The organism is Niallia sp. HCP3S3_B10 (assembly GCF_052064465.1).
GTDB lineage: Bacteria > Bacillota > Bacilli > Bacillales > Cytobacillaceae > Niallia > Niallia hominis.
In genome coordinates this window covers 34,479-46,690 of the sequence record NZ_JBQHVO010000009.1, presented here as the reverse complement: position 1 = coordinate 46,690, position 12,212 = coordinate 34,479, and the positions used below count along the sequence as shown (strand labels likewise).

12 protein-coding genes are annotated in these 12,212 nt (G+C 29.8%); all 12 read left to right on the top strand.

The genetic code is table 11. The annotated features are described in order from the left end of the window. Positions 1-90: 90 nt before the first annotated feature. The 12 genes from ACTNDN_RS06795 (at position 91) to ACTNDN_RS06740 (ending at position 12,136) form a co-directional block, all read left to right on the top strand. Entirely contained in the window at positions 91-993 is a 903-nt protein-coding gene (locus tag ACTNDN_RS06795; protein WP_441130955.1) for a S1 RNA-binding domain-containing protein, read from the top strand. Between the two features lie 152 nt (positions 994-1,145). Beyond that, positions 1,146-1,949, top strand: a complete 804-nt coding sequence (locus tag ACTNDN_RS06790) for a replication-relaxation family protein (protein WP_226752558.1) — start codon at positions 1,146-1,148, stop codon at positions 1,947-1,949. A gap of 404 nt (positions 1,950-2,353) precedes the next feature. Next, positions 2,354-2,800 (top strand): hypothetical protein, encoded by a 447-nt coding sequence (locus tag ACTNDN_RS06785; protein WP_441130954.1) that lies wholly within the window; start codon positions 2,354-2,356, stop codon positions 2,798-2,800. Beyond that, complete coding sequence (locus ACTNDN_RS06780; protein ID WP_441130953.1) at positions 2,793-3,398, top strand: hypothetical protein; 606 nt, start codon at positions 2,793-2,795, stop codon at positions 3,396-3,398. The genes ACTNDN_RS06785 and ACTNDN_RS06780 overlap by 8 nt, the downstream gene beginning before the upstream one ends. Before the next feature lie 281 nt (positions 3,399-3,679). Further along, on the top strand, positions 3,680-4,447 hold the full coding sequence (locus ACTNDN_RS06775) for a glycosyltransferase (protein WP_441130952.1): 768 nt from the start codon (positions 3,680-3,682) through the stop codon (positions 4,445-4,447). A gap of 32 nt (positions 4,448-4,479) precedes the next feature. Beyond that, a complete protein-coding gene (locus ACTNDN_RS06770) occupies positions 4,480-4,917 on the top strand; it encodes an HIT family protein (RefSeq protein WP_441130951.1) in 438 nt (145 codons plus the stop codon). Beyond that, complete coding sequence (locus tag ACTNDN_RS06765; RefSeq protein WP_441130950.1) at positions 4,914-5,642, top strand: hypothetical protein; 729 nt, start codon at positions 4,914-4,916, stop codon at positions 5,640-5,642. Before ACTNDN_RS06770 ends, ACTNDN_RS06765 begins: the two co-directional genes overlap by 4 nt. Then, complete coding sequence (locus ACTNDN_RS06760; RefSeq protein ID WP_441130949.1) at positions 5,635-6,684, top strand: hypothetical protein; 1,050 nt, start codon at positions 5,635-5,637, stop codon at positions 6,682-6,684. The genes ACTNDN_RS06765 and ACTNDN_RS06760 overlap by 8 nt, the downstream gene beginning before the upstream one ends. Beyond that, positions 6,681-8,609: a transketolase gene (locus ACTNDN_RS06755; protein ID WP_441130948.1), complete on the top strand. Its 1,929-nt coding sequence runs from the start codon at positions 6,681-6,683 to the stop codon at positions 8,607-8,609. The genes ACTNDN_RS06760 and ACTNDN_RS06755 overlap by 4 nt, the downstream gene beginning before the upstream one ends. After that, on the top strand, positions 8,602-9,726 hold the full coding sequence (locus tag ACTNDN_RS06750; protein WP_441130947.1) for a hypothetical protein: 1,125 nt from the start codon (positions 8,602-8,604) through the stop codon (positions 9,724-9,726). The genes ACTNDN_RS06755 and ACTNDN_RS06750 overlap by 8 nt, the downstream gene beginning before the upstream one ends. 101 nt (positions 9,727-9,827) lie before the next feature. Continuing rightward, on the top strand, positions 9,828-10,850 hold the full coding sequence (gene galE / locus ACTNDN_RS06745) for a UDP-glucose 4-epimerase GalE (RefSeq protein WP_441130946.1): 1,023 nt from the start codon (positions 9,828-9,830) through the stop codon (positions 10,848-10,850). Positions 10,851-10,909: 59 nt separating this feature from the next. Continuing rightward, complete coding sequence (locus ACTNDN_RS06740) at positions 10,910-12,136, top strand: ATP-grasp domain-containing protein (protein ID WP_441130945.1); 1,227 nt, start codon at positions 10,910-10,912, stop codon at positions 12,134-12,136. Positions 12,137-12,212: the final 76 nt, after the last annotated feature.

Sequence of the window (12,212 nt, the reverse complement as noted above, 5' to 3'; positions counted from 1 at the left end):
AACGACCCAAGACGAAGTAGTTTGAATAACTGCTTTTGTTTTGGGTCGTTTTTTATGTTTACAGAAAATTCACTATTAGGAGGGAAAATGATGGCTGAAACACTAAAAACATCATGGGTTAATGACAACCAATTAAATGAACTAGCAAAGATTAAGCGAGATAGAACTATAATCAAAGGGGCTGTGACAGCAGTTTCAACGAGAGAAACAAAAGTATTAGAAGATGGAAAATATGTAAAAAAACACATGGAAGTAGCAACATTTCTCTTAGAAGGTACAAACATTACAGCATATTGCCCAAGCAACGAATTTTCTGATCATGATTTCCGTTCATTAAACGGTTTTACAGGATCAATTCAAGAAGTGATTGTAGACCAAATAGACATTGAAGACAATATTGTATTGGTATCAGTAAGGAAAGCGGATGATATCAGAAAAGCGGAATTCATGAAACAATTAGTAACACTAGAAGCTGAAGATTCCTTAAAGTCAACAATTTTTGACGGTGTAGTAAGAGGTTATAATCCAAACACAAGGAAGGTTTTTGTCCGTATTAATGGTGCAGATTGCTTTATGAACGCTAGACATTGGAGCTGGGAAAATGGAAATATTCAGCATGAAATTAATCGAGGAGAAACAATACAAGTAAAAGTTTTGAGATTTGATAAAGAAAATAATCTTATTCAAGTTAGCAGAAGGGATACTCAAGATGATCCATTTAAAAAATTAATCGAACTTTATAATCAAAACAGTACAGTCGCTGGTAAAGTAACGAATCTAGACCCAATACATGGGATATTTGTTAAATTAGATGCAGGATTAGAAGTTAAAGGGATCCGTCCCCGTCACTTACCAGAGCCAGTAGTTGGAGATATTGTTTCTTGCACTATCCGCTCCATTGATAAAGATAAAAGACATGCCAAAGTAACTATTACGGGGTATCCAAGGGGTAAAAAGAAAATCAAAGATGTCGCTTCATTCCTCTTTGAATAATGAATATTTCTGAACAAAATAACTTAGTAATGGACGATTTCCCTGTTTTCACCACAAGAAATGGTGAAATCCCTTTCTGGGACCATCCACTACTTAAAAGTAGTTATGTAAAACCTTCGAAATATTACCCATATACAGGGATAGAAGGTGCTATGACACTATTAAACAGAAAAATTATTGATGAAGCGGATTTTACCCTTATTAAAGTTCTAGGTGACGCTGTTTGTGCAAATGAGGACCAAATTAGGAGATATATGTCTTCTCTAATGAGTAGGTCAGAAACCTCTAAGCGTTTAGATCGATTGAGAACCAATGGTGTTGTAGATAGATGGAAAGTTAGAATACGTGGTGATGAAGAAACACGACCTCCCGCTCCCTTTACATTAGGGGTAGCGGGTTATAGGCTACTAAAACATTATTATAGCGATCAGTTCTTTATGGCCCCTGATAGATGGGATAATTATGGTGTAGGTGGATTAAAACGATATGTATCAATGAATGAGCTTCGCTGCCAATTCATAGAAAAGAAAGTTGTTTCTAAATGGAAATGGAATGCTCGTCTAGCAAATAATGCTCGGTATAAGTTCCCAATGAGTGCAGCAGAAGTAAAAACCCCTAATGGGAATATTAACTTTCTTATTGACAGAGCACAAATGAACCAAAACTTTATTGGTTATTTCAGAGATAAGTTTGAGAATTGGAAATATGTCTATAATAAATATGGTAATTTACCAATTTCAGATTTTCCTGAAAATCCGCAAATCGTAATTATATATACATCTACCATATCTATTGCTGAAGCAATTCATAAAGAACTGTTATTAGATACATTACCATTTAATATTCTTTTCTTAGTTGAAGAATTAATAAATGAAAATTTAGAAAGTGCCTATTATCAACCACTGAAACATCAAAAATTACAAAGAATAAATGTTCATTTGCAGGGGAATTATTAATTAAATTCCCCTGTAAATATATATCATTATTAAAATGTTGTAAGTATCATAAAAGAACAAATTACCTTAAAAGAGATGAACTTTTAATTATGTATAGCGGCCCTTATCCAAGAACCGCTATTTTTTTATTTTTACTTTCTTAACTGCTGCTGATTTTTTCCCTAGCTCTCCAAACTGTTTTAAAACTTCCTTAGATACAGGACTAATTACAGTATTTTTTTTGGCCATATAAAAAGCTCCTTTTATATAAAATTATTCGTCTATTTAAAGTTTGTCCAAAATTCTAGTTTCTATACGTTCTAAACCTCTCCTCCTCCTCATACACTATCAATATAACAATTTGGCATACTGACACTGAGATAAAGTAGGGGAAAACAAAAAAAGAAGAGGGGGAAGAGAGGGTTATGGATGGAAGGAAGCCATTAAATCCTATTTTTAACAACAATCATAAAAAGAAAGAAGATCAATTACTAATAAGGAATGCTCGGAAAATACCAATAACAAAAGATGAGGGACGCAAAACGAGGATAGATAAGAAAAAGGATGTAAAGATTCCTCTTTCAGATGAAGAAAGAAAACTCATTAAAAGATTGGCCAATAGGAGAGGACTACAACCAACACCTTTTTGTTCACTCTTAGTAAAAAAAGCTCTAACAGAATATAAAAATGCCCAAATTTTTGAATACTCCTATGACCCAAAAGGCAAGCCTTATCCCGCTAAATTGGAAGTTTATTATCATGACCTACTCTTTGATAAGACAGTTGAATGGGATTGTAGCCTTAAAGAAGCAGCATACCGCCTATTGAAATTCATGTTAATAAAAGAAAGAGATGGTCATTTATATGGCTAAATCAAATAAACCAATATATCCTGTTTATGAAGAGGAGCTTAATGAGTTATCGTATCGACCAGATGGATTTTTTGACCGATTATTAAACTTTTCATTAAATAAATTAACTAACCCAGTTAAACTTCCTTATTCCTTTTTCATCCCTGTTTCTGAATATTTGAGAGGGGAGTTATTTTGTGAAGATGTCTCGGAGGCAATGGGAAATTATGAATTTACCCAACGAGATCTTATAAGTATTTTAGTCGTTGACTTTCTATATCAAGTTAAAGATAGGAACAATCCTTACGACTTATATCATGAACTAAAACAGAGAAATGATTATTTTGTAAAGATATATAGTTATTCGGAAGATAAGCACAAACCTCTTACTTTTGCTAAACCCAATAAAACAACCAAAACAAAAGAGATTAAATGTACACTAAAAAGAAAAGTAGCACTTAGATTGGAGGTAATGCTATCTGATATTACAGATGTTGAACCAGAAAATGAATTTGTAGTAGAGGATATATTAAGATTATTATATAGTGATTTTATACAACAGTATAAGAAAGGTAACCTAGGAAATGTAATTCCAAATATAATCAGGCGAATTATTTAAGAAATTTTAAATTTAGCTTCCCCCAAATAGACATTATGGGGTATTTTTTTGAATAAATTATCAAAAATTGTCAATTTATTGGACCTCAACACTTCAACAACACTCATTTTGAAAAAATTACCAATTCATTGTTGAAATTTGGAAATTAAGTTGGTAATATATAACATAACGATATTTTAGAAATTTCAGACAGGTGATTAAGTAAATTTTAAATAAAGAGCATTATCATTTTATATAAATTTTGCTCTTGCTCTTTATTCAATTGAAGGGGAGAAAACTATATGAATGTAACAATAATTATGCCAGTTTACAATGAAGTAGAATATTTGCAAGCAGCAATAGATAGTATATTAAATCAGACATATAAACAGTTTGAGTTTATTATAATTGATGATGGTTCTTCTTTAGTTGAAACTAGAAAAATATTAGAATCTCAAACTGATGAAAGAATTAAAATTTATTATAAGAAACATGAAGGAATCACTAGAGCTTTAAATTTAGGATTAGGTGTTGCTACTGGAAAATATATCTTCCGCCAAGATGCAGATGATATCTCAATGCCATTTCGAATTGAAAAAACACTAGAAATTTTCGAAGCAAATCCCAACTTAAATATTGTCTGTACAATATCAAATTTTATAAATGAAAATGGAGAAATAGTCGGGGAAAGTCAATATTACAATAACATAACTAATATAATTAAAGAAATAAATCCAATAATACATGGTAGTGTTGCGTTTCATTACAAATTAATTACGGAAGTTGGTCTATATGATGAACAATTTCCGATTTGTCAATCATACGAGTATTGGCTAAGAATATCACAATCATATGATATATATATGATTCCAATAGTATTATATCAATTTCGAAGATATTCAAATTCTTATACAACGGTTTATAGTGAATATAATAAATATATCCGCGAAAGTATAAGAGACTTATACTCAAATAATTATAGAACCAAACTTAATAACTACGAGTATTATAAAATGAACGCTAAAAATATATTAAACATTCAAAATAAACAAAAAACAACATTTGTTTAAGCCTATTAATTTTCACTAAGGAGCAACTAACAATGTCAAATAATAGTAATGAAAATTGTAGTTTTTGTGAAATAAAATCAAATAACTTATTAATCAAAGGGGAATTAGTTAAAGTATTCCATTTTTTAAACAATTCACTAACTCCTGAACATTTTGTAATATCTCCAAATAGACATGTCAAAAATTTATTTGATCTTACAAGAGACGAATTATCAGAATTATTCAACCTTTCCATAAAGATAGAGAGAAGTTTGATGAAAAAAAATCCAAACATAGAAAAGTTTTATACACTTTCTATCGGAGATAGCGGTAATCATTTTCATTTTCATTTTATACCTTTATATAAGGATTCACCAAAATTATCCCCTTATATTTTTGGTGAAAATGGTTGGGCAAAAAATATTAGGCATGGACTGAACGATATACAAGAATACAAACAATTAAAAAATAAGTTAGGTGAAATACAATGAAAGATTTGAATATTGTAATTGCTGGGAAAGGTATAGTTGGAAATTCTATTTCCAAACGCTTTTTTCCTGAAGCCGATTTCTTCGACCCTTATAAAGGTTATTATCACACTGAAAAAAAATATGATTGTTGCATAATTTGTGTTCCAACTCCTCTGGTTAACGGAGGGCTATCTACCAATCATGTAGAGGAAGTATTAAACACAATTAATGCTGATTATTTTATTGTTAAATCCACTGTTCCTATTGGTTTTTGTGATAAACATCATAATGTGATGTTTTCACCGGAGTTTTCTGGTAGTACTGCACATAATGTGGATATAGATGATAATTTCACTATTATTGGTGCAACTACTAATACACAAAGACAATTTGTTTCAGATTTATTTTATTCGAAAAAGCCTTCACATTTACATAAAATTTATTTTACTACCAATAAAGAAGCTGAACTACTTAAACTTATGGAAAATGCATATCTTGGATATATTGTTACATTTGCTACTGAAATTAATAAAATAGCAACAAAATATGACATTGACTATAATGTAGTATCCGAATTATTAAAACTCGATCCGAGAATGCCTCAAAGTCATACACATGTTTTTGATGGACAGGATTATTATTCTTCTCATTGTTTAAACAAGGATATACCTGAATTAGCTAGAGATTCTAAACTCCTAACCTATATTATTAATTATAATTATGAAAAGATGATGCAACATGTTTGAAATTGATTTCTTTGATAATAGTCTTCTTATTGATAAAAAGACAAAATTAGATTTGAACCATCAAATTATTCAACATTTACGATCGGTAAAATCTTATATTAAAAGTATTTCAAACAAAGCAAATCTATATCTAGTAGGTTCTCTAGCCAGAAAAGAACCAAGTATTCGTCGAAATGGGACGTCAAATTATGAGTTAATGAGTGATTTTGATTTTTTTATATTAGTACCTGATTTTCTAGAGGTGAAATATTTATATGATATTGATATTACAAAAAAATTAAATGATAAATTTCCAACTTTTCATAATTCTATAATACTAAAAGATGTTGACCATTTAGAGCAAGTCAACAGTTTAGTTGGCCATGATGTAATAAACAACTTACGCCATCCTATCCTTGAACAATTTAGATTAGATACGAAAAGAATTAAAGTACCTGCTCAACTTACAAAATATGATTATTTAGATAGTATAGTTTCGCAAATTGCTGTGATAGTTACGGAAAACGAGGTTGAGAAGGAGAGTATCCTATACAAAAATACACTTACTTATTATAAATCTAAATTTATTTCTGAAAGTGTTAAAGGATTGACTAAGTCACAATTACTTTCTGAAGCCACTGAAAAATTAGTATCCTATGGATACTCTCTTAAATCGATTATAAACATAATAAAATTAAGAGAGTTAAATGAATATAACGAAACAAGTAATGAAAGTTGTTTTTTCGAGATGTTCTGTGAACGACATTTTAAAAAAAGCTCTCTAGAATTGGTAAAAATGCTAGCTGTTTCAGACGATAAACTACGGAAAATACAAGCACTCTTTATTCTAGAGTACTTTGAATATTCCAACAAACGAACCAATAATAATCAAAGTACCGACTTAAACATATTAAGAGACCGAGTTCTCAAAAACCTAATACATGATAATAGTATCAACACAACAAACTTGAGGAAAATACGACTTCATTATCTTAAATTAATGAATGATAAAAACATCGGTCTAACAATGATACCAGACCTAAAGGGAGTAGAAGTTGAATGAATTATTCTACATTGATATTTGATGAAACTAAAATAAATGAATTACAAACTAAAATTAAAACAGAAATTATAACTATGACAACTATAGCAAAATCAGGTCATCCAGGTAGTTCAATTTCATCGATGAATATATTTTTAGCTGCGTTTCTTGTTTCCATGAAAGAGCAGAATATAATAACACCCGAAGATGCTCTATTAATTAAAAACAATCCATTTACCGATCGATTTATTATTTCTCATGGTCATACATCACCAGCATGGTATTCCATGTTAGGAAACTTAGGTTTACTTCAAGACTATGATTATTTAACCACTCTTAGGGTAATTGGATCAAAATATACAGGTCATCTAGAACAAAATACACCATTTGTTGATTGGAGTACTGGATCTCTTGGTCAGGGACTCTCAGCTGCAACAGCTAAAGCATTTTATTTAAAAAACAATGATTCCAACAGAAAAGTATTTGCTTTTATGGGAGATGGTGAACAAGCTAAAGGTCAAATTGGGGAAGCTAGAAGATTTATTAATAAATTCAATTTAACCAATTTGATATCCATAATTGACTATAACGGCATTCAAATAAATGGAGAAATCGAAGATATAATGCCATCAAACATTGCTGATGATTGGAAATCCGCAGGTTTTAAAGTACTTGATGTAAATGCAACAGATTGGCTAGACTTAGTTAAGGCGATTACATATGCATACCATGATAATAACTCAAATTATCTATTACTTGTTAAAACTGTATCAGGTGAAGGTGTCAGTTTTATGGAGAATAATAATAAATATGTAAGCGGAGTATTATCCAATATTGAATCCCAAAAGGCGTTTTCCGAAATAGGAGCAACAATGGAATTATCCGATTTAGACAAACAACGGATAGAAAAAAAGCAAATAGCAACAGCACGTTCACATTGGCCAACTTGGAGAGAATTTTATCATAAACAAGAATGGGAAAAGGAAACAGAATTTTATAATGTTAATGACATAGTCCCAAGAAGACAGGGATATGGAGATTCTATCAAATCAATGTTAAAGGAAAATGACGCTAAATTATTTATAGTTGATTGTGATTTAGCTCCTGCTTTTACGATATCAGATTTATCAAGTTCAAATAATTTTATTCAAAGTGGTATACAGGAGCACCATGCAGTTACCTTTAGTGGATCCTTATCACGAGAAGATTTAACTGTTTTTATTTCCTCATTTGGACGATTTATTCTTGCTGAGCCCTATAATCAACATCTTTTAAACGCTTTAAACAAAACTAATTTAAAAACTTTCTTCTCACATGTAGGTTTCGCAGGAGAAGATGGACCAACACATCATTTTACTAGTTTTATTTCGCTAATAAGAAGCATCCCTGATTCCCACCTATTAATACCAGCTGATGCTAATCAAGTAAAACACATTGTTCGCTATGTTGCTAATAATAAAGGTAATTATTTTATTTCTTTGGGAAGAGTTCCAACAAAAATTCTATCCGATACTCAAGGCAATCCACTTTTTGGTGAAAAATATATTTTTCAAGAAGGCACTACAGATGTACTTAAAGAAGGTAAAGATGGGACCATCGTTACTTATGGAAGTTTAACTAATCGAGCAATTGAAGCTGCAGATAAAATGAAAGACTTGAATTTTGACATAGGAGTAGTCTCAGTCTCATCTCCATATAAAATCAATGATGATTTTTGGGAAAAAACCTCTTCCAAAAAAGTTGTAATATATGAAGAACATGATGTAGAAACTGGCCTAGGTAACATTTTATCACTAGAATTACAGAAAAGAGGATATACATATAGTCTAATGGGTGTTAAAGGAATATACCCTTCAGGTTTTTATGATGATATCCTAGATATGAGCGGTTTGAGTGTAAACAATTTAGTTGAAAATATAAAAATGGTGATAACTAATAATGTATAAAGAACTAATGAATAATATTGAACTAACCTCTCGATTTAAGCTCTCAACTTTACCAATAATTAAAGGGATACTGCCAAGAAGTCCGATTGTACGTGAGGGGAAAAAGTATTTTACCTTTTCTCCTTACTTAGATACAGAGGAAAATTTTAAAAAAAAGAACCTAGATTGCGGAATTTATTTCAAAGCTCAAACTTGTATTCGATACATCAATAACTCAAAGCTAGATTTAACTTGTCCTCTATCCCTTAACACACAAGTGCAATATTGTTTTCAATCATATAAAAAGGATAATCAAAGACAAAACTTAAGTAAAATACTGTCTTCATTAATAAAGCTATTCAACTTAGATATTAATAATATTATTATTAAAGCTCCTCTATCTCTAAAAGGAATAATAGATGATATTTGTAATATCAAATTAGAATTTGAAAATGAGTGTTCATTTATATCTGATTTAAAGAACAACTCAGAAAATAGATATATAAAAGTATACTATAAATATTATGATATGTTATGTGTATTTTTCAACATTGTATTAGTGGATATTGATTACCAAACAGGAAAGTCCCAATTAGACTCTATTGTATTTCAAGAAAGATTGCATATGATTAATGAAAAATGTAAGTATCCTTTTCAAAGAGAAATATATAAACCACTTATAAATAAGTTATTAGATGAATATGATAGTCTGTCTCCCTACCAAATTCACAGACTATCTAATGATATTTTAACTATAGCTATTTTAATTAGTAACGATATTAAGTTAACCAACAAAGGAATCGGATCAGAAATTAAAAGAAAAATCAAAGCACTAACAGTATTTTCAGAATACTATTGTAATCATAAAATATCAGGAGATGGTTTCATTAATTCTATTCTATCCATACAGAAAATTGAAAATTTATGCACTAATTTAGAATTAACATTGGTTGCTAAAAACTATCTAGAAAATTGCATAAAACAAAATGAAAATTTTACAAATATGTACTTAGGAAAAATAATCAAACAAGAAAATATTGATAAGTTGATTCACTCAGAAGGCGTTCCAAAAGAGATTTTTGGTTATAGAAAAAGTATTTCTGATGATATTTATAGATTTGATTTAAAAGACAGGTAAGTAAAATATATGTAAATTTTAAAGTTGTATTAATAATGATTCATGACTGTACACAATATAACTAGTATATTTTTAAAATATTTAAACAAAAGGAGAAATTTATGAATACTGTATTAATTCCTGGAGGTCTTGGATATATCGGATCTCACACAACACTTAAATTAATTGAAAACGGCATAGAAGTAATAGTCTTAGATAATTTAAGCAATTCAAACATAAAAGCTTTATATGCTATGGAAAAAATTTCAAACAAAAAAATAAAATTCTACAACGCTGATATTCGGGACGTTTCCACCGTAAGAGGTATATTTAAAGAAAATAAAATTGATGCAGTTATAAATTTTGCAGGATATAAAGCAGTTGGTGAGTCAGTTGAAAATCCACTCTCTTATTTCGATAACAACTTAATAGGTATAATTAAACTACTTCAAATCATGGAGGAGTTTTCAGTTAAAAACATAGTTTTTAGTTCTTCAGCTACTGTCTATGGAGTTCCGGAAAAAGTACCTATGCTTGAATCTGATAAGGTTGGGGCAACTAATCCATATGCTCGTACCAAGGTAGTGATAGAACAAATACTAGAAGATTTAAGTTATTCCGACCCAGAATGGAATATTATTTCTCTCCGTTATTTCAATCCACTTGGTGCACATAAAAGTGGAGAAATTGGTGAAAATCCTAATGGAATTCCAAACAATTTAGCACCATATATTACACAGGTAGCAGTAGGGAAATTAGAAATGCTTCATGTATTTGGAGATGACTATAATACTCCAGATGGAACTTGCATTCGTGATTATATTCATATTGATGACTTAGCACAGGGTCATCTTGCTGCTATAGAAAAAATTTCATATAACCCAAAAGGGTACGAAGTATATAATCTTGGAAGTGGTAAAGGATATAGCGTCTTAGAAATTATCGAAAATTTCGAGAATATTATCGGAGACAAAATCCCATATAAAATTGTCGGTCGTCGTTCAGGTGATATAGATATCTCTTTTGCAGATATTTCAAAAGCGCGTGAATTCCTTAATTGGGAGCCAATAAAGGATATTCAGGAAATGTGTCAAGACACTTGGAATTGGCAACGTAAACACCCAAATGGCTTTGAATTAAACTAAGATGACTTAAGTATACTGGCGTTATTATTTAAAATATAATATAAAAAGCAGGTGTAAAAATGACTAATATATTAATGTTATCACCTTTTAAGTCTGATTATTTCGGGGTCAATAAATGGGTGTCAGACGACTTTGATAACAAATATTATATTATTACGAAAAAAAACAATATAAATTCATATCAAAATATAGAAAATAAAGAGAATATCTTTATTTTCTATATCAATAGTTGGAACCCTGATCTAATAAGGGAACTTGCTAAAGATATTTTCAATAAATATTCTATAGATAGAGTATTTTCCTATAGTGAAGGAGATGTATATCTAGCAGCAACTATTCGTGAATATTTAGGTATCTCAGGACAAAACATTGCCAGTGCTGAGTTTTTTCGAAATAAATATATTATGAATAAATATGTAAAAAAAGCAGGAATAAATGCCCCTGTTACTCAAAAAGTAAAAACGATTTATGACTTATATAACTTTTCAAAAAATAATAGTTTTCCTATTATTATAAAACCTATCGATGGATCAGGATCTTCCAATACATTTATCATTAAAAACAATGAAAATATACGTGAATTTTCTTATTTAAATTTTGATGAAAATAAGTACATTTGCCAAAATTTTATCAAATCTAATCTATATCATATCGATGGCTTACAACTTGATAATGAAAATAAGTACATCCTAGTTTCAAAGTATCTAGACTCTACTTTAGGTTATAAAGATAATAAATCAACTGCAAGTATTCAACTTAATGGCAGTGATGAGACGTCTCAAAGACTTACAGAATATACCTACGATCTATTAAAAAAAATCCCAATTCCTGAAAACTCTTTATTTCATTTGGAACTTTTCTATGATGGAAAAGAAATAGTCTTTCTAGAAATTGCTTCAAGAATAGGTGGAGGTAGAATTCAACAAGTTATTCAAGAACAATTTGGTCTTGATCCTATTCATGAATTATTAAAAAAAGATATCAATCCAGATTATACTATAGACTTCAAACTTAAAGAAAGGCAAATGGTTTATGGCTGGATATTAATCACCCCGAAATTTGGAAATATAGAAATGCTTCCTTTTGACTTAGAAGATATTAAGAGTATTTATGGAGTATTCAATATATTACAGTTCGCCCAGATAGGAAAAAAATATGAAAATGCACATTCTAGTGTTGAAGCAATATATGCTATTGCATTAAAAGGTAAATCTGTTGAAGATGTTAAAATAAAACTAATCGAAGTAGAAAAATATATTAATAATAGAGTAAGTTATTCTATTTAAATTAGTTTAAATATCTACAAATACTCTAAATAAGAGAAAATTTCTGAGTTTATATTTTTTACATAATATGGCTTCA

What these genes read in the sequence shown, in the direction of transcription:
- ACTNDN_RS06795 (WP_441130955.1), top strand. Translation starts at nt 91, where the DNA reads ATGGCTGAAACACTAAAAACATCATGGGTTAATGACAACCAATTAAAT.
- ACTNDN_RS06790 (WP_226752558.1), top strand. Translation starts at nt 1,146, where the DNA reads ATGACACTATTAAACAGAAAAATTATTGATGAAGCGGATTTTACCCTT.
- ACTNDN_RS06785 (WP_441130954.1), top strand. Translation starts at nt 2,354, where the DNA reads ATGGATGGAAGGAAGCCATTAAATCCTATTTTTAACAACAATCATAAA.
- ACTNDN_RS06780 (WP_441130953.1), top strand. Translation starts at nt 2,793, where the DNA reads ATGGCTAAATCAAATAAACCAATATATCCTGTTTATGAAGAGGAGCTT.
- ACTNDN_RS06775 (WP_441130952.1), top strand. Translation starts at nt 3,680, where the DNA reads ATGAATGTAACAATAATTATGCCAGTTTACAATGAAGTAGAATATTTG.
- ACTNDN_RS06770 (WP_441130951.1), top strand. Translation starts at nt 4,480, where the DNA reads ATGTCAAATAATAGTAATGAAAATTGTAGTTTTTGTGAAATAAAATCA.
- ACTNDN_RS06765 (WP_441130950.1), top strand. Translation starts at nt 4,914, where the DNA reads ATGAAAGATTTGAATATTGTAATTGCTGGGAAAGGTATAGTTGGAAAT.
- ACTNDN_RS06760 (WP_441130949.1), top strand. Translation starts at nt 5,635, where the DNA reads ATGTTTGAAATTGATTTCTTTGATAATAGTCTTCTTATTGATAAAAAG.
- ACTNDN_RS06755 (WP_441130948.1), top strand. Translation starts at nt 6,681, where the DNA reads ATGAATTATTCTACATTGATATTTGATGAAACTAAAATAAATGAATTA.
- ACTNDN_RS06750 (WP_441130947.1), top strand. Translation starts at nt 8,602, where the DNA reads ATGTATAAAGAACTAATGAATAATATTGAACTAACCTCTCGATTTAAG.
- galE (WP_441130946.1), top strand. Translation starts at nt 9,828, where the DNA reads ATGAATACTGTATTAATTCCTGGAGGTCTTGGATATATCGGATCTCAC.
- ACTNDN_RS06740 (WP_441130945.1), top strand. Translation starts at nt 10,910, where the DNA reads ATGACTAATATATTAATGTTATCACCTTTTAAGTCTGATTATTTCGGG.